This is a genomic window from Biostraticola tofi (genome assembly GCF_004343195.1).
Lineage (GTDB): Bacteria > Pseudomonadota > Gammaproteobacteria > Enterobacterales > Enterobacteriaceae > Biostraticola > Biostraticola tofi.
In genome coordinates, this window is sequence record NZ_SMCR01000004.1 from 143134 (window position 1) to 167640 (window position 24507).

At 52.1% G+C, this 24507-nt stretch carries 23 protein-coding genes; 6 read left to right on the forward strand and 17 right to left on the reverse strand.

Going from position 1 to position 24507, the window contains the following annotated elements; genetic code table 11:
* Positions 1-153: 153 nt before the first annotated feature.
* From EDC52_RS10490 to proP, 3 genes are all read left to right on the forward strand, one after another.
* On the forward strand, positions 154-1920 hold the full coding sequence (locus EDC52_RS10490) for a sensor domain-containing diguanylate cyclase (protein WP_131865279.1): 1767 nt from the start codon (positions 154-156) through the stop codon (positions 1918-1920).
* Positions 1921-1973: 53 nt separating this feature from the next.
* Positions 1974-3572, forward strand: a complete 1599-nt coding sequence (locus EDC52_RS10495; RefSeq protein WP_131865280.1) for a sensor domain-containing diguanylate cyclase — start codon at positions 1974-1976, stop codon at positions 3570-3572.
* 322 nt (positions 3573-3894) lie between these two features.
* Positions 3895-5400, forward strand: coding sequence for a glycine betaine/L-proline transporter ProP (gene proP / locus EDC52_RS10500; RefSeq protein ID WP_131865281.1), 1506 nt, complete (start codon positions 3895-3897; stop codon positions 5398-5400).
* A 56-nt stretch (positions 5401-5456) separates the two neighbouring features.
* Here proP and mntP read toward each other — a convergent pair whose 3' ends face one another.
* Positions 5457-6029 (reverse strand): manganese efflux pump MntP, encoded by a 573-nt coding sequence (gene mntP, locus EDC52_RS10505; protein WP_131865282.1) that lies wholly within the window; start codon positions 6027-6029, stop codon positions 5457-5459.
* Positions 6030-6827: 798 nt separating this feature from the next.
* Between mntP and EDC52_RS10510 the strand changes: the two genes are divergently transcribed.
* Both EDC52_RS10510 and EDC52_RS10515 read left to right on the forward strand, forming a co-directional pair.
* Complete coding sequence (locus tag EDC52_RS10510; RefSeq protein WP_131865283.1) at positions 6828-8129, forward strand: dicarboxylate/amino acid:cation symporter; 1302 nt, start codon at positions 6828-6830, stop codon at positions 8127-8129.
* 201 nt (positions 8130-8330) lie between these two features.
* On the forward strand, positions 8331-8681 hold the full coding sequence (locus EDC52_RS10515; RefSeq protein WP_131865284.1) for a hypothetical protein: 351 nt from the start codon (positions 8331-8333) through the stop codon (positions 8679-8681).
* Between the two features lie 116 nt (positions 8682-8797).
* Here the strand turns inward: EDC52_RS10515 and copM are convergent, their stop codons facing one another.
* Positions 8798-9163, reverse strand: coding sequence for a CopM family metallochaperone (copM, locus tag EDC52_RS10520; RefSeq protein ID WP_131865285.1), 366 nt, complete (start codon positions 9161-9163; stop codon positions 8798-8800).
* Between the two features lie 229 nt (positions 9164-9392).
* On the opposite strand from copM, the gene EDC52_RS10525 reads away from it, so the two are divergent.
* Positions 9393-9965 carry a GNAT family N-acetyltransferase gene (locus EDC52_RS10525; RefSeq protein ID WP_131865286.1) on the forward strand — a complete coding sequence of 191 codons (573 nt, stop codon included), beginning with the start codon at positions 9393-9395 and terminating at the stop codon, positions 9963-9965.
* Positions 9966-10076: 111 nt separating this feature from the next.
* On the opposite strand, the gene ctlX is transcribed toward EDC52_RS10525, so the two are convergent.
* From ctlX to EDC52_RS10600, 15 genes are all read right to left on the reverse strand, one after another.
* Positions 10077-11078 (reverse strand): citrulline utilization hydrolase CtlX, encoded by a 1002-nt coding sequence (gene ctlX, locus EDC52_RS10530; RefSeq protein WP_131865287.1) that lies wholly within the window; start codon positions 11076-11078, stop codon positions 10077-10079.
* Positions 11079-11235: 157 nt separating this feature from the next.
* Positions 11236-12120, reverse strand: a complete 885-nt coding sequence (locus EDC52_RS10535; protein WP_131865288.1) for an arginase family protein — start codon at positions 12118-12120, stop codon at positions 11236-11238.
* 24 nt (positions 12121-12144) lie between these two features.
* Positions 12145-12837, reverse strand: a complete 693-nt coding sequence (locus tag EDC52_RS10540; protein ID WP_131865289.1) for an ABC transporter permease — start codon at positions 12835-12837, stop codon at positions 12145-12147.
* A complete protein-coding gene (locus tag EDC52_RS10545; RefSeq protein ID WP_131865290.1) occupies positions 12834-13523 on the reverse strand; it encodes an ABC transporter permease in 690 nt (229 codons plus the stop codon). Before EDC52_RS10545 ends, EDC52_RS10540 begins: the two co-directional genes overlap by 4 nt.
* A 5-nt stretch (positions 13524-13528) precedes the next feature.
* Complete coding sequence (locus EDC52_RS10550; RefSeq protein WP_131865291.1) at positions 13529-14293, reverse strand: transporter substrate-binding domain-containing protein; 765 nt, start codon at positions 14291-14293, stop codon at positions 13529-13531.
* 188 nt (positions 14294-14481) lie between these two features.
* Positions 14482-15096, reverse strand: a complete 615-nt coding sequence (locus EDC52_RS10555) for a helix-turn-helix domain-containing protein (RefSeq protein WP_131865292.1) — start codon at positions 15094-15096, stop codon at positions 14482-14484.
* Positions 15097-15419: 323 nt separating this feature from the next.
* A complete protein-coding gene (locus EDC52_RS10560; RefSeq protein ID WP_131865293.1) occupies positions 15420-16226 on the reverse strand; it encodes an isochorismatase family protein in 807 nt (268 codons plus the stop codon).
* 168 nt (positions 16227-16394) lie between these two features.
* On the reverse strand, positions 16395-17765 hold the full coding sequence (locus tag EDC52_RS10565) for an amidase (protein WP_131865294.1): 1371 nt from the start codon (positions 17763-17765) through the stop codon (positions 16395-16397).
* 13 nt (positions 17766-17778) lie between these two features.
* Entirely contained in the window at positions 17779-18750 is a 972-nt protein-coding gene (locus tag EDC52_RS10570) for an ABC transporter substrate-binding protein (RefSeq protein WP_131865295.1), read from the reverse strand.
* A 60-nt stretch (positions 18751-18810) separates the two neighbouring features.
* Positions 18811-19629, reverse strand: a complete 819-nt coding sequence (locus EDC52_RS10575) for an ABC transporter permease (RefSeq protein ID WP_131865296.1) — start codon at positions 19627-19629, stop codon at positions 18811-18813.
* Positions 19626-20459 (reverse strand): ABC transporter ATP-binding protein, encoded by an 834-nt coding sequence (locus tag EDC52_RS10580; RefSeq protein WP_131865297.1) that lies wholly within the window; start codon positions 20457-20459, stop codon positions 19626-19628. The genes EDC52_RS10575 and EDC52_RS10580 overlap by 4 nt, the downstream gene beginning before the upstream one ends.
* A 298-nt stretch (positions 20460-20757) precedes the next feature.
* Positions 20758-21564: an N-formylglutamate deformylase gene (hutG, locus tag EDC52_RS10585; RefSeq protein WP_131865298.1), complete on the reverse strand. Its 807-nt coding sequence runs from the start codon at positions 21562-21564 to the stop codon at positions 20758-20760.
* A 12-nt stretch (positions 21565-21576) separates the two neighbouring features.
* Positions 21577-22962 (reverse strand): formimidoylglutamate deiminase, encoded by a 1386-nt coding sequence (locus tag EDC52_RS10590; protein ID WP_131865299.1) that lies wholly within the window; start codon positions 22960-22962, stop codon positions 21577-21579.
* Positions 22963-23031: 69 nt separating this feature from the next.
* Positions 23032-23811, reverse strand: a complete 780-nt coding sequence (locus tag EDC52_RS10595) for an amino acid ABC transporter ATP-binding protein (protein ID WP_131865300.1) — start codon at positions 23809-23811, stop codon at positions 23032-23034.
* The gene (locus EDC52_RS10600; protein ID WP_230468014.1) at positions 23811-24482 is read right to left on the reverse strand and encodes an amino acid ABC transporter permease; all 672 of its coding nucleotides are present in this window, start codon (positions 24480-24482) and stop codon (positions 23811-23813) included. The genes EDC52_RS10595 and EDC52_RS10600 overlap by 1 nt, the downstream gene beginning before the upstream one ends.
* Positions 24483-24507 lie beyond the last annotated feature (25 nt).

Genomic DNA, 24507 nt, shown 5'->3' on the forward strand with positions numbered 1-24507 from the left:
CGGGGGCAACCGCTGGCGTTTTTCCGTTTAGAACAGCGAAACGGCAGGGCATCTGACCAGACGGCCCGGGAGAAGTGAGGTGGTAATAAAATGTGTGAGGTGGCGTTTTTTTGATAGTATTAAAGGCAATGAATGAAGTCCGAGGGACACCCCATGCTAAGGCATCTGAGCCAGGACGAAACAACGCGGTTGCAGACGCTTAAGTCCCTGCAAATCCTTGATGAAACCCAGGACCATATTCTGGACACCATCACGGCTATCGTCTGTCAGATGCTGGATATGCCTAATGCGATGGTGACACTGCTCACCGCAGAAAGACAGCACATCCTTTCCAAAATTGATTTTCCGGTTGATGAAACCCGCTGGGTAGATGCGTTTTGCAAATACACCGTCCAGCAAAACGACTTGCTGGTGTGTGAAGATACCCATGAAGATGAACGGTTCAGGGAAAATCCTTATGTCACCGGCGCTCCCCATATCCGTTTTTATGCCGGTATGCCAATCAAAACGCTGGAGGGCTATGCCCTGGGCAGCTTTTGCGTGGTGGACTATAAACCGCGCACGCTCAGCGAAACGCAACAACAACTGCTGCGGGATCTGAGTGAAATAGTCATGTCACTGATGGCGTCGAGAAATGCCATCGGCTTTATTGATGCGGTCACCCTGCTGCCTAACCGTCAGCGGTTGATCGATGATATCGAAAAGCTGACGAAAGACGATCAGGAATATCTGCTGATACTTATCGATACCATCGATATCTCGTATGCGTATGAAATGGGCCGAGCACTGGGTATGCCGGCGGTAGAAAATGTGCTGAAGGATATCGGCGCTTTTCTGCGTATGACTTTTCATAACCACGAGCGTGTGTATTGTGCGGCTACCGGGCGTTTCGCCCTATTGATTAATATTTCGCGTAAAGAATCGACTCTGGCGACGTTGCGGGACTGCGCCGCCAGGATCCAGCAAAGCGTTATCAGCCACGTGCCGATAAAACTGGATATGTTTGTCGGCTATACATCATTTAACGCCACGACCGGGGCTGCCCAGGAGGTATTGCGCAAGGCGCTGAGCGCACTGCACGACGCCATTGCTGAAAATACTCCTCAAAGTGACTATCAGCTGGAAGCGGATATCGCCAAAACTCGTGCCTTTACTCTTATCAGTGATCTGGGCGAGGCGCTGCGCAAGGATGAGGGACTGTATCTGGTTTATCAGCCTAAAATTGAGCTTCGCACCCGAAAAGTGGTGGGCGCCGAGGCGCTGATTCGCTGGAAACACCCAGTACTGGGTAATGTTTCGCCGGCGCAGTTTATTCCGCTGGCGGAAAATACCACCTTGATCCGTCCTCTGACCGATTGGGTCATCGACAATGTTGCTCGCCAGATTAATCGTTGGAAGAAGAAAAATCTCTTCATGTCGGTGTCGATTAACATTACCGCCAATAATTTGTCCGAGGGGGATTTTGCCGAGCGGCTGATGTCCACTCTGCAGGATTATCAATTGACTGCTGCAGATATCGAAATCGAGTGTCTGGAAACGCAGAAAATACTGGAAAGCAACGTCGCTCTTAGCTCCATCGCGATGCTGAAACGTCTAGGTTTTTTAATTTCGCTTGATGATTTCGGATCCGGTTACAGCAACCTTACCTATCTGAATAAAATCCCCATCGATATCATCAAAATAGATAAATCATTAATAGATAATATCAATAAAGATACGAATAGTAGAGTTATTATCAAGTCCCTCATTTCCATGCTGCACAAGCTACACTATGTGGTATTAGCTGAAGGAGTCGAGGATCAGAAAACCATTGATTATCTCGTTTCCTTAGGCTGCGATCAGGTGCAGGGATATCACCTGTCTCGCCCCTTGATGCCGGCAGAATTTGCCCGGTGGTGTGAAAACCACGACATACCCTAAGTCAGAGGTCATCCCCTCAGCTAGGTGTTGGCTCTCTATCAAAAGTGTAGTTTATGTTTAATTCTCTTTGGTCCAGAACGGATTTACGCCGCCTGATCGTTTTACTGACGGTGATGAGCATCATGGTTACCCTGGTTAATACCATTTACGCAACCTATCGGGTGCAGAGGGAGCTGCTTGTCAGCAATACCCTCGAATCAAACCGGGTTTATGCCGCCAAGCTTGCCGCCAGTACCGAAATTTTCTTTCGCAATGCCCAGCAGCAACTGGCTTACAGTGCGCAAGAGGTGGCGAACAGATTTGAAGATAATGCTTTACTTGATGCCGAAGCCGAACGTCTCCGAGCGCAGACTGACAGCTTCAATTCGGTGGCGATTGTTGATAGTGACGGCGTGGTGCGCGCTGTATCCCCCCCAATGCTGCGATTGAAAGGCAGGCAACTGGATTCCCCCAGTTTGCGCCAGGCGCTGAAGCTGCGTAAGCCGCTTATCAGCCAGCCCTTCCTTTCCTCAGCCAATAACATGTTGGTGCTTATATCTCATCCGGTTATCAATCGGCAAGGGCGTTATCTGGGCTATGTCAGCGGCAGCCTCTACCTGAAACGTAAAAGCATTCTCAGCGAATTGCTGGCAGAACAGTACTACCGGGACGGCTCTTATCTGTATGTAGTTGATGATACTCATCACATTCTTTATGACAGCGATGTTTCCCGTATCGGTAAAGTGACCCGGCGGCAGTTTGACACCGGGGCTGCGGCGTTCGGCGGCGACAATGCTCAGGGGAGCATGGCGTGGACCGAGGGCAATGAGCATGAACTGGTCGGCTATGCCCGGGTACCGTCTGCCGGCTGGACCATCGTGGCGGTCAGGGGGACTGATGCGACCTTGAAGCCAATGGAAGGGCTGATACTTAAGGTGATAGGTAATAGCGCGCCCTGGCTAGTGATTACGCTGCTTTTCGCTTGGCAGTTTGCCAGATTGATTGCCCAGCCTTTATGGCAACTGGCCAGGCGAGCCGGTGAAATGAATGAACCTGCGGTGTCGAATAATATCAAGACTATCAAATCCTGGTATTTCGAAGCCTCGCAGTTAAAAAAGGCGATGCTTATCGGTATCGACCTGCTGCACCAACGCATCGGATCGCTGGTATCAGAAGTGTTGCGTGATCCGTTGACCGGACTATCCAATCGACGCGGCCTGTATAATGCCCTCGAGTCATTACGGCAATCGTCAAAAAGATTCACCGTTATTGCGCTGGATATTGACCATTTCAAGCGGGTCAATGATCTGTTCGGCCACGATGTGGGCGACACGGTCATCAGGAATGTCGCCGCCCAGCTGCGTCACTGCTCTCGTGAGGCGGATATCGTCTGTCGCAGCGGTGGGGAAGAATTTCTCCTTCTGCTGCCGGAAATGACTATGGAAGCCTCAATCGACGTCGCCGAGCGTATTCGACGGCATATTGCCGAATGTGAAATCAGCGTGGTCGGGCATATTACGGTATCAGTTGGGGTGGCATCCAGTCCTGCCGGCAATGATGATATTCCCTCAGTATTGAAACTGGCGGACGACGCGCTTTATCAGGCTAAACGCGAAGGTCGTAACCGGGTGGTTTCCCTCAGCGCCGCGACGGTAATCCCGCTGGAGGACTGATAATCTCCCGACCCAGGCAGCACTGACGGTTTTTTTCAGTATCTGACTGGCAAAGCCGTGAGCGGGGGCTACCCTTTTCGCATTGCCTCAGGATGAAGCTTGGGAAACCGCATAGTGATTAGGGTTGGAAATTTATCGCGAACTTATACACTATGGCGTTTAAAGGCGATTAATTTTAAAGAGAATTTTTTTTCCGGGTGAATTGAACTCTTTTTTACTCAGACGGCATGAGAAACATATTCGGTAGTTAAATTTAATATCGTACGGAAATATCAGTATTCTATTGGAAGACGACAAAAAGGTTAAAAAGGTTATTTATTTTATGAAATCACGAATAAAAGCGGTGAAGCCTATCGCGTTAAAGGATGTAACAATTATCGATGATTCCAAGCTGCGCAAAGCGATTACCGCCGCTTCGCTGGGCAATGCCATGGAATGGTTCGATTTCGGCGTATATGGGTTTGTGGCCTATGCGCTGGGGCAAGTATTTTTCCCCGGTGCCGATCCCGGTGTACAAATGATTGCCGCTTTGGCGACCTTTTCGGTGCCTTTTCTTATTCGCCCGCTGGGGGGGTTATTTTTCGGCACGCTGGGGGATAAATATGGTCGGCAAAAGATCTTATCTATCACCATAATTATCATGTCCATCAGTACATTTTGTATCGGCCTTATTCCATCGTATGCCTCGATCGGCATCTGGGCGCCGATATTGCTGCTGCTGGCCAAAATGGCGCAGGGATTCTCGGTAGGCGGCGAATACACCGGCGCTTCCATATTTGTCGCTGAATATTCGCCCGATCGGAAACGGGGATTCATGGGCAGCTGGCTGGATTTCGGATCCATCGCCGGCTTCGTGCTGGGTGCCGGCCTGGTGGTGCTGATTTCGGCCATGGTCGGCGAAAAGGATTTCCTCGACTGGGGATGGCGTCTGCCGTTTTTCCTGGCGTTGCCGTTAGGCATTATCGGCCTCTACCTGCGCCATGCCCTTGAGGAAACCCCGGCATTCCAGCAGCATGTGGAAAAACTGGAACAAGGCGATCGCGAGGGGCTGCACTCCGGCCCGAGAGTGTCATTTAAAGAAATCGCCACCAAGCACTGGCGTAATCTGCTTATCTGCGTAGGGCTGGTGATTTCTACCAATGTCACCTACTACATGCTGCTGACCTACATGCCGAGTTATCTGTCCCATAATCTTCATTATTCCGAAGACCATGGCGTGCTCATTATTATCGCCATCATGTTGGGCATGCTGTTTGTTCAGCCGGTGATGGGGCTGCTGAGCGACAGATTCGGCCGTCGGCCGTTTGTCATTATCGGCAGTATCGCTCTGATGGCACTGGCTATTCCCTGCTTTGCGCTGATTAATAGCGACGTTATCGGCCTTATCTTCCTGGGGTTGCTGATACTGGCGATCATACTCAACTGCTTTACCGGCGTGATGGCGTCCACCTTGCCGGCGATGTTTCCGACCCATATCCGCTACAGTGCCCTTGCCAGTTCGTTTAACATCTCAGTGTTGGTTGCCGGTCTGACGCCGACTCTGGCTGCCTGGCTGGTTGAGTCCAGCGGCAATCTGTATATGCCGGCCTATTACCTGATGGTGGTTGCGCTGATAGGGCTGGCGACCGGTATCTTTATGAAGGAAACGGCGAACCGGCCGCTTAAAGGGGCTACCCCTTCAGCGTCGGATATTACGGAAGCGAGGGAGATCCTGCAGGAGCACCACGACAATATCGAGCAGAAGATCGACGATATCAACGAACAGATCGCTGAGCTGGAGAAAAAGAAAGAAAACCTGGTAAACCAGCACCCGACCATTAACGAATAATGAAAGTTAAGCCCCGGCGGATAAGGTCCGTCGGGGTCTGAAACGGCTTTACCGTGTCACGGCGCGCTGAACAAGCCGAGATGTTCAAACAGGATAGTGCAGCCGATGCCTACCAGTACCACGCCGCCAAGCACTTCCGCCCACCGCCCCATGGCCGGCCCGATAAAGCGTCCCAGCAGTACCCCGCAAGAGGCCATCACCAGGGTCATCAGGCCGATAACCAGCGCGGTGGTGACGATATCGACCTGCAAAACCGATAATCCTACGCCAACCGCCAGGGCATCCAGGCTGGTAGCAATAGCCGTCATGACCAGCACGCAGAAGCTGTGTTTGACCGGCAGCGCCTGGTGTTGTGGTTTAGACCAGCCCTGGCGAATCATTCGTCCGCCCAGTACCGCAAGCAGGGTAAATGCAATCCAGTGATCCCAGGCCATGACATATTTGCTGGCGGCAAAGCCGGCGGCCCAGCCGATGAGGGGGGTAATGGCCTCAACAGTGCCAAAGATCATACCGGTTCTCAGGGCTTCACGCATACCCGGCCGCTCAAGCGACGCGCCCTTGCCGATAGAGGCAGCAAAAGCATCCATCGACATGGCGAACGCGAGGATGCAGGTAGCGTAAATATTCATGTTCGTTACCGATTAAATAAGATGGGGTGTGAAGCAGGCAGAATGATAACGCGAATCGAGAGGAAATAAAAATGTTTAAAAACATTCAGTTAAGTATAGCTCAGGCTATATTTCATAGCATCGTATGGTTAAGGCATGAAAATTGCGCAATAACCCTGATATTACGCTGGATATAAGCAGGCTGTGATTGACATAATTAGAATGAGCATTGAGCATTGAGCATTGAGCATTGAGCATTGAGCATTGGGCATTGGGCATTGATCATTGGGCATTGATCATTGATCATTGATCATTGGGCATTGAGCAATCAGCAATCAGCAATCAGCAATACTCATCGCATCCCTCGATGAGGGAGTTTGAAATTAATCGGCCAATGTTAATTAAGGCTAATAAACGGTGACTGATATGTTATTTTTTCTCAGTCAAAAATGTCAATATTTCACCGTATTTCCTTGTTATAACTATTTTTTCAAATATATTGCGACTCATAAGATTTTATAATTTTTTTTCTGTATCCGGCCTATGCTATGTTACTGCCCTATTTTGTCCTCAATCACTCAGATTTAATTCCTTTCCCCCGGCTGCCGGTGACTAATTTTCTGCGTTGTAACGTTGTGAAAAAGTTAACTAGAGGGTAAGTGAACCGTCAGCGAAAGCCGTTTTCGCTCAAAATAGCTCATGGTCGTTCTTCAGGTGAGTAAAAAATTTCTGACAAGGTGAATACAGGGATAAGGCCGCATCAGGAAATGACATTCCACCCCGGTCATCTGATGAAATTTCTAATACGAGGTTTTTTTCATGAACAGACAGAGATTACTCAAGCAGATTGTTATCGCAATAGTGCTTGGCGTACTGGTGGGCTGGGGATGTCACCATTACCTTGATAATGTGGATAAAACCAAAGAAATAGCCTCTTATTTCAATATCATTACCGATGTTTTTCTGCGTCTCATCAAAATGATCATCGCCCCCTTGGTGTTCGCAACCATTGTGTCGGGACTGGTGTCGATGGGGGCATCCTCCTCGGTGGGTCGTATTACCCTGAAGGCCATGATCTGGTTCATCAGTGCCTCGGTAATTTCTCTGGCGATCGGCATGCTGCTGGTTAACTTCTTCCAGCCGGGTACCGGTATGAATCTGGCCGTGCCGGTAACTGATCATATCAGTACCGGGCTGAATACCAGCGGGTTCACCCTTAAAGCCTTTGTCAGCCATATTTTCCCCAGAAGTATTGCCGAGGCAATGGCCAACAATGAAATTTTGCAGATCCTGATATTTTCGATTTTTTTTGGTTCGGCGCTGGCCTTTGTCAATAAAGATGGCGATTCCACTATCGTCAAATTTATTACTGAACTGACTAAAGTGATGTTCAGGATAACCGACTACGTAATGGCATTTGCGCCGATAGCGGTATTTGCCGCCATTGCCTCGGCCATTACCGTTGAAGGTCTGGGACTGCTGTATGATTTTGGCAAACTGATCGGTGAATTTTACCTTGGGCTGGTCATTTTGTGGGGCGTACTGTTCTTTGCCGGCTTCCTGTTCCTGGGTAAAGATGTATTGCGCCTGGGGGGGTTGATTCGTGAACCGATTATCCTGGCGTTCGCCACCGCCAGCAGTGAGTCCGCCTATCCAAAAACCATGGCTGCCCTAGACAAGTTCGGCGTGCCGCGCCGGATAACCAGCTTTGTGCTGCCGCTGGGATACTCATTCAACCTTGATGGCTCGATGATGTATCAGTCGTTTGCCATTTTGTTTATCGCTCAGGCCTATAACATCGATCTTTCTGTGACCGAGCAAGTACTGATGCTGCTGACATTGATGATTACCAGCAAGGGTATGGCCGGCGTGGCCCGGGCATCGGTGGTGGTGGTGGCGGCCACGTTGCCGATGTTCAACCTGCCTGAGGCCGGCATATTGCTGATACTCGGTATCGATCAGTTCCTTGATATGGGTCGTACCGCAACCAATGTGGTAGGCAACAGCATTTCAACCGCGGTCATTGCCCGCATGGAAAGCAACCGCGCCGATGCCGATGAAACGACCGTCGAGGACGACAAGCAATTGGCTTACGGGCAAGCGGGCGACAGCATTAAATAGCCTTATCAATGCCCCGATTGTTGTTCCCTATAAATCGTGTGCTCGTTTAAACATGAGACAGCGGTTCCAAAAAACATCCAAATATTGGGATTGAGCCATATAGTTATCGAACGTTGACCTAGGGTTTCAAGCGTCCAGCTAAAATTAACCGGTCACTGCCAATATGCAGTCTGTTAAATAGCACCGTTCTACGAGGTTTGGATGCCTAAATTTGTACTGCTGGCAATAGTTACACTTTTGCTCTGTGGCTGCGCCAGTCAATGGGTCAAGAATAGGGCCACGGCAGAAGATTTTTCGTCTGCGAACGCGGCTTGCACAGACATCTCGGAAAATAAATACCCGGTTAAAAACAAAGTCGCTCAACGCACCAATTACGTAAAAACCGCTGAGAGATGTAAAAAAGGAGAGGACTGTGGTGGTAAGAAATATCAAACCACCGAGCGACCTGAAACGCAAAGTTATGTCATGGATGTCAATTCAGACAGTCGCTATGATGAATTTTATCGCTGCATGACTGGTAAAGGTTGGCAACAAGAAATGAGATGGCTTTAACCTTACCGTAAATTTGATCAAACCTGGCGATATTCAGTTGAAGACAACCGCTGACATTCACATCTGAATGTCAGCTGAAAAAGAAACCGCATTATCGGTAATCCGTACCGATCACTTTATTTCTTGCCACCACTCTGGCTGCCGAGCCACTGCTGCATCTGGTCAATCTCGGGTTGCTGGGCATCGATAATCGCCTGAGCGAGCTTTTTCATTTGCGGATCCTGGCCGTATTTCAGTTCGGTACGGGCCATTTCTATCGCGCCCTGGTGATGGGCGATCATGCCTTTGGCAAATGCCACGTCCGGATTGGATGACATCAGGCCGGTCATCATGTCTTCATGCATTTTTTCCATGCCAGACATGTATTCCTGCGCAGCGGGCGGCGCAGTTTCATGAGCAGTGCCATGAACGCTCTGGCCGGCAGCAAAGGCCGAAGTGGAACCGACCAGCGCGAGTATCGTGGCAATCATGACGTTTTTCATAAAAGAATCTCCAGAATAAGTAGTAACGGCTGCGTCCCCTATGGCATTGAGGATAGACCTTCCATTAACGGGAAGGTCAATGTTTTAATCATCTGCCGGCCAATCTGTTGACGATCTCATGCCGGTCCTACCGTCGTGCATTAAGCCCGGTGGCCGGGCTGGTCAGGCTTGAAAAAGCAAAACACGTGATAGATGATTTAATTTTTTCAGATCATCATGAGGTTTTTACATGCAGGTGCCAGTCCTCGCCACTCGTCGCTTAGTGCTTTTACCACTGGTATCCGCCGATGCCGAGGCGATACAACAGGTCTTCCCGCGCTGGGAAATCGTCAAGCATCTGGCCGCCGGCGTGCCTTGGCCCTATCCGGAAGAGGGGGCCCGTCACTACGTCGACCAGGTTGCCTTACCCTCTGTGGCGGCCGGCAACGCCTGGTTCTGGACCCTCCGCCGTAAAGAGGATGCATCTTCGCTTATCGGTCTTATCTGCCTGACGGATGCTGTGGATAACAACCGTGGTTTCTGGCTGGTGCCAGAGTGGCAGCGCCGGGGTTATATGACTGAGGCGGCTGAGGCGGTCACCGATTACTGGTTCAATACCCTCGATCGGCAGGTATTGCGAACGCCTAAGGCTCGGGAGAATCTGGCTTCCAGGCGCCTGTCCATTGCCGCGGGGATGCATTTGGTCAGATCAGAACAGAAAGAGTATGTGGGCGGCTGGTATGAATCTGAACTTTGGGAAATAACCCGGGAACAATGGAACCGACGCCATGACAAAACAAAAAAAAAGGCCTCAGGGAAATAGAATACCCTCTCCTTTTGCTGTTGTTCTGGCGGTCGCTGCGCCGCCAACTTTGCATCACTATACATTGCGCAATGCCGCTGGGCTCTTTTTCTCGTGCTGCGGGATAGAGTATTAATGTTCCCTCACATCAGGCCGATCAATTTGCTCTGATTCTGGCGATTCTGTAATGATCTGCCACGGAGTTACAGCAGCACGTACGGGCGGGGAGAATATTTCAGCCAGCATACAACGGGCACCGCCACCGCCAAGTTCTTCTATTATATCAATCGGTGCAAGTGCGATAGAGGCATAGTCGGTAAAAACGGCCTGTTGATGGGCGTCGAATGCATTCCAGGCACGTTGGGACATGGCTATTACCGGCTGGCCATCAATGCCGGATAATTCGAGAATATTGCCGCAGAATGATGCCATTTGGGAAAGAGTGATCGGAATAAGCGTTTTTCCGCTATCGGTGAGGCTCGCTTCGAGCCTGGTCCTTTCCTTGGGAGATATGAGCGCATCCAGACAGACAACCGCATACTTAATCCCTATGCTCATCATCACATTAGTGTGATAAATCCGGTTGCCCGCCTCATCATAGGCATCAAACCAGTGGGCCTGATAGCCGGTGATCGACTGCCAGTTATCCATGACTCGGACGGTACTTCTGGAAGAGCGGCAGAGATAGGCAACCCGCTGGCGGTGATCGCAGACCAGTGAACCGGTCCCTTCAAGATAGCTGCCCTCCCTTTCATAGGCTGACAAGTCGATAATTTCTGTCACCGTAAATTCATTCGCCAGGGCTTGAATCAGTCGGCGGTCACGCTCCTTGCGTCGATTTGGTGCTTCCATTGGATAGAGTATGGCTTTGCCATCCGGATGCAGAGTGATCCAATTGTTGGGGAATATCGAATCAGGGGTGTATTGCTGGCCATTATCTTCAAACACGTAGACCCTGATGCCATTATCCTTTAACGCGTTAACAAAGCCATCAAATCCGGCCAGGGCCTGACGCTGAATATCATCCTGGGAGCCATAGTCCCCGTATCGCTGAAAACTGTTGCTGGTGGCGGTCTGGTGGTTACGGGAAAAACATACCGGCCTGACCATAAATACGCTGTGGGTTGTCTGCATCGGGATCCTGACTCATTACAATTCATGGTGGAAATACGCAACTGAATAGCCACAATACGGAACAGCGAGCAATCGACAGTTTTTCCTCGATAGGAATAGCTAGTTTTGGCTCTTGCCAATCGCAACAGCCATTTTATGGCGGCTTAAAACTGCTGGTTTATAGTTTACGACTGCCATATACCGCAAAGGAGAAGGCCAGATAGGCCGCCAGGGTCGATGTCATATCACCCACATCTTTTGTCGGGTTAACCTCGGTGATGGCCATGGCCGCACAATGAGGAGCCAGCATCTCAATCATCTGCAAGGCTTCATTTGAGCTGATACCGCCCGGTTCATGGGCTCCGGCGCCTGGTGCATAGGCCGGGTCAACTGAATCAATATCAAAAGACAGGAATAAGTGATCGGCATCTTTAACGCGTTGCAGAATACGGGCAACCGTCGCTTCAGGTCCTAGCCTGATAACGTCCCGGGCGGAAAGATGGATTAAATCATGGTCATGCTTGAACTGGCCCGATGCCGGGAAATTGAAATGTCGCTCACATACCTGGATACAGTCGGTCGGCGCAACACGTTCCAGTTCGAGGGATCGACGCATGCCGCTGGACTGGCTGTGGCGACCCTGATCCTCACTCTCGTCCATCAGGTCTAGATGGGCGTCGAAATGAATAATACCGATTCGGCCCGGCAGGGCATCATGCACTCCCTGGGCAACCGGGAACAACAGACTGTCATCACCCCCTATCATAATCGGCACTCGGCCCTCGCGGATTGACATCATGACGGCTTCGCGGGTGGCGGTAAACGTTTTCAGTGTGTTGCTGGGGACCACTTTGACATCTCCGCGATCATGGAGCAGGTGTTCTCCCACCGCCATCTGGCTATCCGTTTCCAGGCAGTAAACATGGCCATCCCGGATGCGCATATTTATCCAGCGGGCGCATTCACGGACCCTGGCAGGGGCGTAGCGGGAGCCCGGCCATCCTAGCGTGGCTTCACCGTCGAAAGGAATACCCCATAAATCAAATTGTCTTGTTGTGTTCATTTTAACCTCAATAAGTAGACATCATCAGTTGCGAGGCGATCTGAGATAACCTGCCCAGCGTTTTTCGGCATAATGGAACAGGGCAACCAGTCCCAGGGTAAGCACCAGATAAATCAATCCGGCGGTCACATAGGGTTCAAACTGGATGTAGTGATTCAGGCTGATATTACGAGCCACGCCAGTGACTTCCATCAGCGTCACGGTACTGGCAAGCGAAGTGGCATGCAGCATCATGATGGTTTCATTACCATAAAGCGCCAGGGATCGGGTGAGCATCGCTGGTAGTAAAATGCGCCATATGATTGTCGGCAGCGACATGCCATAAGCTTTTGCGGCTTCCAATTCACCGCCGGGCAGATGACGCAGGCCGCCGGTGAAAATTTCGGTGGTATAGGCGGTGGTATTAAGGATGAAAGTAAGCAATACACACACCAGTGGGCTGGAAAGCCAGGGCCACAAAATACTGCTGCGCAGTAGGTCAAATTGCGCTAGCCCGTAGTAAATAAGGAAAAGCTGAATCAGAAGGGGGGTGCCGCGAAAGACCAGGCTGTAAAGATCGATTATTGCCCGCAATAGTCGTGGACCCTGTTGCTTGAACAGTGCCAGCGTCAGCGACAACATGAAGCTTATTGACAGTGACAGAAGCGTCAGCAGCAGGGTCAGTAAAATGCCGTCGATGTACAACCAACGATTTTCAACGATAATGATCCAGTTCATAGCGTCACCTGCTTAATGCCAAGTTCATAGCGCTTGCCCAGCCAGCGCAGTATCAATACCGACAGCAAGGTGATAGCCAGATAAAATCCGGCTGCCAGCAGATAAAAGGAGAAGGGTTGGCCAGTGGCCTCTGCCGCGCCTTTGGCTCGGAACATAATATCTTCAAGACCCAGCAGCGATACCAGGGCGGTTGCTTTGATAAGCACCAGCCAGTTATTGGTAAATCCTGGTAATGCCAGTCTGATCATTTTAGGCAATATGATACGAATAAAGAGTTTATAAGGGCTAAAGCCAAAGGCAGAAGCAGCTTCAATTTCGCCATGCGGGATATTGATAAGCGCATTGCGGAATGTTTCGGTCATATAGGCGCCGAAAATAAACCCCAAGGTGATAAAGCCCGCCATAAACGGGCTGAATTCGATGCTGTTGCTCCCGCCATATTCGCCTATCCCATAATTAATAAGTGCCGGCAAGCTATAAAATACCAGTAGCATCATTACCAGGTCGGGTATCCCACGTGCCAGCAGGGTATAAAACCAGATAATAAAGCGTAGACAGCGGCGGCCTGATTGTTTTCCCAGCGCACAAATCAGGCCTATAACCACAGACAGCAATAAGGCAGACAGCGCAAGTTCTAGCGTGACCCACCCTGCCTTCAGCACCATCAGCGCGTAGTTAGAAGACATTGATCTCATTCAGCCGAGAAATATTTTTTGTCGAGGGTGTCTAAAATTCCCTCGGCTCGTACTTTCTCCAACCCCAAGTTTATTTTTTTCAATAAAGCGCTATTGTTTTTATTTATCGCGATAGCTACCCCCTCACCGAATTCCGGTGCATCTTTCCCTGTTAATCGCGGCCCGACCAGTTCGAAACCCTGACCATTATCTTTTTTAAGAAAGCTGTGAATGATTTGAGCTTCATAGCTCATATGAACATCTGCCCGGCTGGCAATGAGATCCAGATAAGGCGCACTACCCCCGTCATACCGTTTGATGTTGCTTTGTTTGTAATTTTTGGTGATATAGGCATCCATCGGCGTGCCGGTTTGAACCGCAATCACTTTTCCCTTCATCCCCGCAGGAGAGGTGTCAGTGATAGCATCTTTTTTAGCGACAAAGCGGAATACCGGACGTTGATATATATCGCTAAAGGCCATTATTTTCCGTCTAGGTTCGGTGACTGTTAATTGAGAAATTAGGGCATCGTATTTACGATTAATAAGGCCGGGTATCATGCCATCCCAGGCCGCGTTAATAATTTTGCAATCGATTTTTGCCGCTTTACAGATTTCTTCAGCCAGCTCAATGTCATAACCGATTAATTTTCCAGTATCATCAACCGATTCAAAAGGAGGGAAGGTCGCATCGGTTGCAATGGTCACCTGTTCAGAAGCGAATATGTTTTGCGACAAACTCGCGCAGGCAAGGGTTAATATAATTTTCGGCATGATATTCATCAGTAAATCCTCTGGTCTTGGGGTGAAGGAAAAATATCAAAAATTAAAAAACACAACACTGACGCATGATGTTTCCCGGCAAAGCTGTTTATGTTAAACGTTAGCCCATGGTCGAAGGACCGACGTTGGCCGGCTACTCGCTCTTTCTCCAGCTATTGGCGCAGTCAGGACATCGCAGTCGATTCATCTCAGCCCAGGCTCCCGGTCGGCGGCGGAACAATGACCCATATCGCTGTGCATATCTCGCTATCTGAAGGATTTTGCCAGGTATGCGGTAAAGTGGGCTTAAAGGTCAGAGTATCCCCCCGACTCAGCAGGTAGCGCTGCTCTTCTACGACGATTTCCAGGCTGCCGCTCAGCACATGTACCATGTCTGACACCGCCTTAAGGGTATAAGGCTCGAGTCCAGAACCGCCCCGAGGATCAATTTCAGAAAACAGCACCATCATTTCCTCGTTGCCGGCGCCGCTTATTAAATATTCACGCATTTTTTCCCCGCCCAGGCTGATAGGGGTTCCCTGGCCTGCCGGAACATAGTTGGTCTCGGGCGGATCAAATAGTTTTGACGGTGTGATGCCGACGACTTCACAGACGCGCAACAGAGTGGCAATTGACGCCTGGGTAACGTTACGTTCCAGGCGGCTGATAAACGATTTACTGACCCCGACTTTCTGCGCCACTTCTTCGATGCGCATGCCTTTGGACTTGCGAATCGCCCTAAGGCGAATCCCAACATTAAAATCTTCAGTGCCGGGTCCGTTTTTACTGCTCTCAGGTTTGACATCATGTAATGAGTCAGCCATAGGACATCCTGTTGTTGCATATTAGGTAACTTATTTATTCCATGCACTCCTCATGCCACTTTTTATAACAGATAATGTTTTATCGAGGTATTTTTAGGCTATTCACAGCCAACAAATGACGTGTAATGAGTATTTTTGAATTTTATCAATTGGTTGCTATTTTATGGCGTGGTGGGGGACGTTATTATTGAATTCGAATCGACTGGAAATGACATACCTGAACCGGCCTATTCATAGCGGTCAAGGGCTTGACGCAGCAATTCAGCAAGTCAGGATGTTGCGCAGGACGGTACCGTAATCCCCATTTTTGAGCCGATGTCAACTTATGGGGCATTATGCCTTTTATTTGTGCAGTGCAGCGGCCGGTTCGATACCCATTCCACAACTTCTTCAACGCTCATGACATCCGCATAACGGGCATTGAGATCCAGCAGGGTGAAATCCAGCAGCGATGGGCTGCGATCACCGATGATTTCACGAGGGAGTATAACGTGCATACCTTGTTGAAACGCCTCAATGGCGGTCGCCCGAATACTGCCGCTGGCAGTGGCACCGGCCAGGATCAGCGTATCAATCCCCTCAGCCTGCAGATACTGGGGTAGATTTTCATGGTGCAAGTCTGATACATAGCAGGTAGCCTGCTGGCGATCGAAGGGAATGTCGGACAACGCGTCGTCAATCCGATTAAGGTAGGCGTCTTCGCCCAGCGCGGTAAGAGAAGGAAATTTTTTGCCCCACAGACGGGAAAAAGCATGTTGCTCCTGATGGATGGTTTTGGTAAACACCCGTGGTAACTGACGATCGCCCGCCAGGCTGAGCAAACGATGCAGAGCGTTTTTATCCAGGGGGGTATTTATCGCCAGCGTCGAACCGGGATCCATAAATGCATGGGTTACGTCACGCACTAGCACCGCCGCCCGCTGGCCAAAGCCAATTTTGCCGGCAAAGCCGGTCTGGGCATAGATGCGCTGAATTTCATCGGCCAGATAGCGGCGCTGTCCGCCCGGTGTATAAACCACCTTAAGCCCGTAAGTTTGTACTTCACCGTTTTTTTCCAGGCGGCGCAGTGTGCTGGCCGAGATGCCTAACATCTTTGCCGCATCCGATACCGTCAGCAGTTTGTCGTACATGGTAATTCATCCTGGTTTTTCTGGAGCATAGTCAACGATTGTCGGTGACTCGCAGCGATTTCTTCAATTATACGAAGATGCGGGCAGGCTGTCTCGCTCCGCTGCCACGGAACGAGACACCTACCCGTTACTGGGTTTGAACTGTGCCGTAACGGAACGGTACCCCGGTCAGTCGCGACAGATTGGAGGCAGCAGCGTATGCCAGTCGGTTAACTGCTGGAATCGCATGCCTAGATCCACCAGCGCCTGTTCATTACCGGTGCGGGCGACCCACTGAATACCGATGGGTAGTCCGCTAGGTGATAACCCTACCGGTACCTGCAGGGTGGGTACGCCGGCGTTGGTGAACGGCATGTTAAATGCCGGCGAGCCGGTGGCAGCCAACCCGTGAGGCGCTAATGTCTGGCTCGCCGGCGTCATTAAAATATCGACCTGTTCAAACATGTGATCAAGCTGGTCCTGGTAGCGCATTCGGTTCTGCTGCGCTTGCAGATAGTCATGAGCTGACAGGGTCAAACCTTCGCGCAAAAACCCCTGCAGGTATTGGCCAAAGCGCTCAGGGTTTTGCCTGAAGCTATGATGATGATAGCTGGCGCATTCGGCCTGCATAACTTTGAGGTGGGCATCATTGGCAGCGATAAAGCTTTCAGGCATACCGACAGAGTGGAGACTGACGCCGGTCCGGGCCAGCAACTGCATGGCCTGGCTGCAGGCGCTCAGGATGCTGTCATCGGCGTTATGGAAGTAGGGATGGTCGACAATACCCACCCGCAGATGACTATATTCTTGCAATGCCAATGGAGAAAAGGGCAGTTTCTGGGTGGCGGGATCACGCTTATCAGGCCCGGCCAGGCAGTTATACACCAGGACCGCGTCCTCTACGCTCTGGGTAAAGGCACCCACATGGTCAAGCGTCCAACTGACGGGAATAACGCCTGCCTTGCTGATGCGGCCATAGCTGGCCTTAAGCACGGTCACGCCGTTAAAGGCTCCAGGACGAGAGAGGGAACCGGCTGTCTGGGTACCCAGCGTCATCAGAGCCATGCGCGCGCCCATTGCCGCAGCGGATCCGCTGCTGGAGCCACCCGGAGTATGCTGTGAATTCCAAGCATTAGACGTGGCGGGCGGCGTGCCCAGATTAGCAAACTCAGTGGTTGAGGTTTTACCTAGTAACTGTGCTCCCAGCATTTCCAGCCGCTCAATGACGCTGGCATCATCCTCGGGTATGAACCCCTCAAGTACTCGAGATCCCGCTTCGGTAGGTATGCCACGGGTATGGAAAATGTCTTTTGCGCCGTAGGGAATACCAAATAGCGCCGACTTGCAGGCAATGGCGCCCATCTCCTGATCCAACTCTCGAGCGCGCGAACGGGCTTGATCGCCGTTCAGCCAGACCCAGGCTTTTACCTGGGGATCCCGTTTAGCGATACGGTCGAAAAAATGGTCCAGCAATTCGCTGGGTGATACCAAGCCTTGCTGAAGCTGGCGGCGGGTGGCGGCGATAGAAGCAAATGGTGATGTATCAGATATCAGTGTCATGGGCCAGACTCCATTAATGTTGGGCGGCAAAATGCGGACTGACAATTTGCTCATAGGGCATTTCAGTGGTGATGTTGCCGACAAATTTCTGTATGTCTATGGCAGTGGTAAACGCCGCCGGGCTGATACGGGTGCTGGCGGGATAGACCTGGCTGTCTATCATGCGGCTGACGGCGGCATCGATCAGGGCGGGATCTAGCGAAGCAAACTCTTTATGGGCAACCTGTTTGGCGGTAGCCGGATCCTGGCGGATCAACGCCAGAGATTCATCGATGGCATTCACAAAACGCCGTACCAGATCCGGATTATCCTGAATCAGTTTTTCAGAGGTATTTATGGTCGAGAATGCATATTCAGGATAGTCACGGGTAAAATCGTAAACCACTTTGAGTCCTTGACCTACACCCTGATCCACCTGGGGCTCATAGGCAACCGCCAGGTCCGCCTGACCTGCCAGCACTGGCCCAAGTTCAGATCCATTCTGAACCTGCTGGATTGTGACGTCTGTTTTGGCATCGAGATGATTTTGCTTCAGCAACCTGAGCAGCAGAGTATGGGAAGTACCGGGAGCGAGTCCGACAGCAATCCGCTTGCCTTTGAGCGCGGCAGGATCACTAAACTCAACGCCCGGTCTGGCCAGTATCCACACCGGGGCGCTGTTGGCTACTGCGCTGACCGCCTTGACCTTGCCGCCTTTTTCCTGGGCAAAACCTACATGCTCGGGTCCATGCACTGAAAACTGCGCTTCCCCAGCCAACACGGCGGAAAGGGCGGTAGGGCCGGATCCGGCCGAGCGTACAGAGGTGATATCGATACGATGTTTGGCAAAAATACCCTGATCCCTGGCGACGTAAACTGGCAGGTAAAGCAGAGTATGAAAAGCTTCAGTTACCAGTACGGGATCATTTTTATTATCGGCGGCACCGCTACTGGCACTGGTCAGGGTCAATAGAGCGGCGCACAACAGGGACATTATTTTATTCATTGATCAGTTCCTTTCAAGTAAGTGCTGACGGTAGAAATAGTTGAGAGGCCATAGGGCCAGTTAACGCTGCGGCTCCCAGGGCAGCAGCCATTTCTGAAGCTGGCTGATGACCCAGTAAAGGACGATGGCCACCAGCAGCAGCATCAGTACGCCCACCCAGACCGCGTTAAGATTAAACAGATTGCCTGCGACAAAAATCATTTTGCCCAGGCCATAGTCGGATGAAATGAACTCTCCGCCGATGTCAGCGATCAGCGCAAAACCGATGTTGAGGCGGAAAGCGGCGATAATCCACGGCAGGGTGGCGGGGATCACTACCTTGCGAAAGATCTGGCTTTTATTCGCGCCCAGCGAACGCATCAGATTAACCTGACTGCCATCAAGCTGATGGGTTCCCTGCCAGGCAGACAGCAGCGCCACAATAAAGGTAGCAATAAACGCCAGAGCGACCTTGGAGAACAGCCCGGAGCCAAACCAGATAATGATGATGGGCGCCAGGGCAATTTTGGGCAGGCCATTAAGTGCTATAAAGAAGGGGTCAAGAATGCGTGCCAGATTCGGCGAGTACCACAGCAGTAACCCGGCTAATGAGCCAAGCAGGCTGCCGGTAATGAAACCGATGACCGTGGCATACACTGTTACGCCGGTATGGGTCAGCAATTCGCCATTACTCGCCAGGCGCATGAATTCTTTACCGATGCCTGCCGGCGAACCCATTAGAAAGGCATTGATCCAGCCGCCATTGACGCCGAATTGCCATAATGCTATTAGCAAAAACAGGATAAGCAGACGGATACCGTTGTCGAACAACAGTCTGTTAAGCCGACGGCGGTGCCCGGTGGTCGGTTTGCGACCCTCAACGGTGACAGGAGTCGTCATGGCCGGCCTCCCAACTGAATATCCATGTCGGCCCAGATAGCATCAAAAAATGGCTGATACTGCGGATCTTTTCGAGCTCCCATTGCTGATCCGTGCTGCTTGGCCAGCCCAACGTCATAGATCTTTTTATTCCAGGTCGGGCGCTGTGACATCACTGCAATCCGATCCGACATGGCGATAGCTTCACCGATATCGTGAGTTATCAGCACGACCGTTTTTCCGGCATCCCGCAAAATTGACAGGATCTCCTCTTCCAGGATCAGACGGGTCTGATAATCCAGCGCCGAGAAGGGTTCATCCAACAGAATAATGTCTGGGTCGATAACCAGTGTGCGAATAAGCGCCGCACGCTGGCGCATGCCACCTGAAAGCGTGCTCGGATAGGCATTGCAAAAATCGCCCAAGCCATAGCGATCAAGGTACTCACGTGCCAGATCATGGCGCTGTTTCTTCGGCATTTCCCGAATTTCCAGCCCCAGGCAGACGTTATCCAGGATGGTCCTCCAGGGAAATAGCAGATCTTTTTGCAGCATATAGCCGACTTGGCCTTTTTTCGGCATCGAGTACACCCCGTCAAACAGCAGCATCTCGCCGCTACTGGGCGGAATCAGTCCAGCGATAATATTGAACATGGTTGTTTTGCCGCAGCCGCTCGGGCCGACGATACTGATGAATTCCTGGTGGTAAATATCAAGAGTAATATCTTTGATCACATCGACTACCTGATCGTCTTGATCGTAAAACTGTTTGCTGATCCCTGTCAGGGAAATTGCGACCGATGGCCGTTGAGGGGCGTCAGATCTTAGGTGGGTGGCAGTGGCAAGGTTCATCACACTCTCCTGCTTGATAAGGGGGTGAAGGTTGGCCAAGGCGGGCTGGGCCGGGTTGCCTGGTGAACAGGACAAATTTTAGCCTACTTAAACTTATCAAACTTGTCTAATATGGCAAACTTATCACAAAGGCGTTAAATATAGCCGTGAGGGATGCGTGCTGGTTAACTGAGGAATCAACGGAATAATGATGTGGACAGCGGGAGAGCGGGACAGCGGGACAGATGGAAACCCGCATAGCGATTGGCTTCGGGTTCCCTGCCGTTAACTAAATTCGGTGACTACACTGCTGAGTTAATCAGCGCACCAGTCGGGCAAACTCCAGCACCGATAGCAGCATAGACTCTAGTTCAGCCTGCAGCGGCTGCGCCTTTTCCGGCCGCCAGTCCCAGGGCGGCGCTTCATCCATATAGCTGCACTGGGTCAGCTCCATCTGCAGGGTATGGATTTCCTCGGCCGGGCGAGAATAATGCCGGGTAATATAGCCGCCGGTGTAGCGACCGTTTTCCACCATGGTGAATGCGGCGGCCTGATGGGCGATATCCGCCACTCGCTGCTGCAGCGCCGGAGCGCAACTCTGTCCTTTGTTGGTGCCGATATTGAAGGTGGGCAGCACGCCGTCGAAAAACTGCGGCAATACCGAACGGATGGAGTGACAGTCCCACAGCACCACGCGGGGGAACGCAGCCCGCATGCGCTGCAGTTCGGCATGGAGTTGGTCATGCCAGGGCTGCCAGTAGCGGCTGCGGCGTTGTTCGATTTCCAGCGTATCCGGAGCGCCACCCGGCAGATAGACCGGTCCGCCGTCGAATCGGCTATCCGGGCACAGACCGGTGGTCGCCTGGCCGGGATAGAGGCTGGCACCGTTCGGCGGGCGATTAAGATCAACCACATAACGTGAACAGGTGGCCTCTAGCCAGGATGCGCCCAGTGCTTTGGCGAAAGCATACAGTTTTTCGATATGCCAGTCGGTGTCGGGCACGCCCTGGGCTTCCGGGGTAAATCGTTGTTTTATATCGTCCGGCACCCAGGTGCCGGTATGCGGCATGGTAATAAACAGCGGTGCGGTGCCCTGATGGAAAATAAAGGGTGCTGGAGTGTGCATGTTAAATCCTGTTCAAAGTTGTTGCAGCAATTGCTGGCGCACGGCGGCGAATGCCTCAAGTGACGCTGACGGCTGGGTCTGCTGTAGATCAAAACGTAACTGGCCGCCGGACCAGACGCGCTTTATCGCCGAACCGCGGGAGCTGGCGAAGAGGTGGCCGGCGAGGATATTGGCCTCGGGCAGCAGCGCCAAGGCGGGATGATTGGCATCCAGTTCAACCATGTCGGCGCTTTGCCCCAGCTGGATACCGGCCACAGCTCGCCCGCTGGCCTGGGCGCCGCCCTGCAGTGCGCCCAGGTACAAGCTGGTGGCCACATCTTCATGCTGGCCGTCAGTACAGACGTTGCGGCTGCGAAACTGCAGGCGCTGGGAGTACTCCAGCATCAGCAGCTCTTCGGCAGCATTGACGGCGATATGGCTATCGGACCCGATGCCCCATTTCCCCCCAGCCTGTTGCCATTGAGGGAAATCGAACAGGCCATCGCCCAGATTGGCTTCGGTGGCTGGACACAGGCCCGCCACCGCACCACTGGCGGCTGCCCGCCGGTACTCCTGCCCGGTCATATGGGTGGCATGAATCAGGCACCAGCGATCATCGACCGGTTGATGCTCCATCAGCCATTCCACCGGGCGCAGGCCGCTCCATGCCAGACAATCTTCGACTTCTTTAACCTGCTCAGCCACATGGATATGAATGGGGGCGCGGCGGTCCATCTGGCTGACGCCGTCAAGCACCGCGTTCAGCGCCTGCTCCGACACCGCCCGCAGCGAGTGGGGGGCAACGCCCATGCGTAATCTGGCGTTATTCGCGGTCTGGGCCTGCAATTGTTGCCATAGCGACAGAAAGCTATCGGTTTTTTTAATAAAACGACGCTGCTTCGCCTCCGGCGGCTGGCCGCCAAAGCCGCTGTCCTGATAGCACACCGGCAGCAGGGTCAGGCCTATGCCGGTGTTGCTGGCCGCATTGAGCAGGCTCTGGGAAAGGGTCGCCGGATCCGCATAGGCGCTGCCGTCCGGCTGGTTATGCACATAGTGGAATTCGCACACCGAGGTATAGCCTGCCGCCAGCATTTCACGATAAAGCCAACTGGCCACGCTTTCTAACTGCTCGGGAGAAATTTTTGCCGCAAAGGCATACATCAGGCTGCGCCAGCTCCAGAAACTGTCCTGCTGTTGCTGCCGATATTCGGTCAGTCCACTGAACGCCCGCTGAAAGGCGTGTGAATGCAGATTGGTCATGCCCGGCAGCAGCCAGTCGGTCTGCTCCGTTCCTTCAGGGCGATCGGTTTCGGCCGTTACCTGGCTTATTACCCCCTGGCCATCCCACTGGACCAGAACATTGCGCTGCCAGCCATCATTGAGCAGGGCATGCCGGGCATAAAGTTGATTCGCTATCATCGTGATCCTTACACTACCTGTGGTGTGAAAAGCCCGGCTTGTGTCACCCAGGCCGGCATCGGCCGCATTTCAGCGCTGGGATAACACCGACTGCAAAAAGCGCTGGGTTCGTTCATTTTCCGGACTGCCGAAGATATGGTCCGGCGTGCCTGACTCGATGATGCCGCCGCCATCCATGACAACCACCAGGTCGGCAACTTCCCGGGCGAACCCCATCTCGTGGGTGACGACGATCATGGTCATGCCTTCTTGGGCCAGCAGTTTCATCACCTGCAGCACTTCGCCGACCAGTTCCGGGTCCAGCGCTGAGGTTGGTTCGTCGAATAGCATCACTGTCGGTGACATTGCCAGCGCCCGGGCAATCGCCACCCGTTGTTTTTGGCCACCGGACAGGCTGCCCGGCATGGCCTGCGCTTTAGTGGACAACCCCACTTTTTCAAGTAATTGCATGGCCTGTTCTCTGACGGCGGTTTTACTCATCTTACGCAGCATCACCGGCGCTACGCAGATATTTTCCAGCACTGACAGGTGGGGGAACAGATTGAACGATTGAAACACCATGCCGACTTCTTTGCGCAGCGCATTGAGGGCGGGCTCGGCCAGCATCTTGCCGCCACTGATAAGCGGCCGTCCGCACAGAGTAACGTCGCCCTGCTCAGGGTGTTCCAGGCCGTTGCAGCAGCGCAGGAAGGTACTTTTCCCTGAACCGCTGGGACCAATGATCACCACCACCTGACCCGGGAAAACATCGAAATCAATGCCTTTGAGTACCGTATGGGCGCCAAAACTTTTGCCCAGATTACGGATAGTTATTACCGGTGGGTTTTGGCCGGGTTGATATTCAGTCATTACTGCACCCCTTTCATATGATGGCGTTTTTCAAAATAGCGCAGCGCCAGGACAGAAATGCCGGTCAGGATAAAGTACACGCCGGCCACCACCAGATAGGTTTCCAGGTCGCGGTAGGAGTTGCTGATAATCGAGGTTCCGGCCTGCATGACGTCCTGAATAGTGATTAGCGACACCAGAGCGGAGTTTTTGATCAGGGCGATAAACTCATTTCCTAGCGGTGGGATCATGCGCACCAGCGCTTGGGGCAGGATGATTTTGTACATCGCCTGTCGGCCCGACATGCCCAAAGAACGAGCGGCTTCGTTCTGCCCGCGGTCGATAGACGCAATCGCCCCCCTGACAATTTCCGAAATATAGGCGCTGGAGTAAAGTCCCAGGCCAATGACGCCGCAGAAAAATGAGGGCAGCATCACGCCGAAGCGCGGCAGGCCGTAATACCAGATAAACAGCTGCACCAGCAAGGGCGTGCCGCGAATCAATGCGACATAGGCACTGGCTAACGCAAACAGCATCCGCCGCTGCGGATTCAGCCTGGCAATGCCAATCAGCAAGCCGAGGGAACACCCTACCAGCAGGGCGCACAGGGTGATTTCTATGGTGACCAACGTGCCGGCCAGCAGGGCGTCGCCACTGGCAAAGACCGGCGCAAAATTCAAGTCCAGATTCATAACATGGTCCTGCTGTGTATCAATA

Bases quoted from the DNA above. Each gene is read 5' to 3' on its own strand.
- EDC52_RS10490 (WP_131865279.1), top strand. From the start codon at position 154: ATGCTAAGGCATCTGAGCCAGGACGAAACAACGCGGTTGCAGACGCTT.
- EDC52_RS10495 (WP_131865280.1), top strand. From the start codon at position 1,974: ATGTTTAATTCTCTTTGGTCCAGAACGGATTTACGCCGCCTGATCGTT.
- proP (WP_131865281.1), top strand. From the start codon at position 3,895: ATGAAATCACGAATAAAAGCGGTGAAGCCTATCGCGTTAAAGGATGTA.
- mntP (WP_131865282.1), bottom strand. From the start codon at position 6,029: ATGAATATTTACGCTACCTGCATCCTCGCGTTCGCCATGTCGATGGAT.
- EDC52_RS10510 (WP_131865283.1), top strand. From the start codon at position 6,828: ATGAACAGACAGAGATTACTCAAGCAGATTGTTATCGCAATAGTGCTT.
- EDC52_RS10515 (WP_131865284.1), top strand. From the start codon at position 8,331: ATGCCTAAATTTGTACTGCTGGCAATAGTTACACTTTTGCTCTGTGGC.
- copM (WP_131865285.1), bottom strand. From the start codon at position 9,163: ATGAAAAACGTCATGATTGCCACGATACTCGCGCTGGTCGGTTCCACT.
- EDC52_RS10525 (WP_131865286.1), top strand. From the start codon at position 9,393: ATGCAGGTGCCAGTCCTCGCCACTCGTCGCTTAGTGCTTTTACCACTG.
- ctlX (WP_131865287.1), bottom strand. From the start codon at position 11,078: ATGCAGACAACCCACAGCGTATTTATGGTCAGGCCGGTATGTTTTTCC.
- EDC52_RS10535 (WP_131865288.1), bottom strand. From the start codon at position 12,120: ATGAACACAACAAGACAATTTGATTTATGGGGTATTCCTTTCGACGGT.
- EDC52_RS10540 (WP_131865289.1), bottom strand. From the start codon at position 12,837: ATGAACTGGATCATTATCGTTGAAAATCGTTGGTTGTACATCGACGGC.
- EDC52_RS10545 (WP_131865290.1), bottom strand. From the start codon at position 13,523: ATGTCTTCTAACTACGCGCTGATGGTGCTGAAGGCAGGGTGGGTCACG.
- EDC52_RS10550 (WP_131865291.1), bottom strand. From the start codon at position 14,293: ATGAATATCATGCCGAAAATTATATTAACCCTTGCCTGCGCGAGTTTG.
- EDC52_RS10555 (WP_131865292.1), bottom strand. From the start codon at position 15,096: ATGGCTGACTCATTACATGATGTCAAACCTGAGAGCAGTAAAAACGGA.
- EDC52_RS10560 (WP_131865293.1), bottom strand. From the start codon at position 16,226: ATGTACGACAAACTGCTGACGGTATCGGATGCGGCAAAGATGTTAGGC.
- EDC52_RS10565 (WP_131865294.1), bottom strand. From the start codon at position 17,765: ATGACACTGATATCTGATACATCACCATTTGCTTCTATCGCCGCCACC.
- EDC52_RS10570 (WP_131865295.1), bottom strand. From the start codon at position 18,750: ATGAATAAAATAATGTCCCTGTTGTGCGCCGCTCTATTGACCCTGACC.
- EDC52_RS10575 (WP_131865296.1), bottom strand. From the start codon at position 19,629: ATGACGACTCCTGTCACCGTTGAGGGTCGCAAACCGACCACCGGGCAC.
- EDC52_RS10580 (WP_131865297.1), bottom strand. From the start codon at position 20,459: ATGAACCTTGCCACTGCCACCCACCTAAGATCTGACGCCCCTCAACGG.
- hutG (WP_131865298.1), bottom strand. From the start codon at position 21,564: ATGCACACTCCAGCACCCTTTATTTTCCATCAGGGCACCGCACCGCTG.
- EDC52_RS10590 (WP_131865299.1), bottom strand. From the start codon at position 22,962: ATGATAGCGAATCAACTTTATGCCCGGCATGCCCTGCTCAATGATGGC.
- EDC52_RS10595 (WP_131865300.1), bottom strand. From the start codon at position 23,811: ATGACTGAATATCAACCCGGCCAAAACCCACCGGTAATAACTATCCGT.
- EDC52_RS10600 (WP_230468014.1), bottom strand. From the start codon at position 24,482: ATGAATCTGGACTTGAATTTTGCGCCGGTCTTTGCCAGTGGCGACGCC.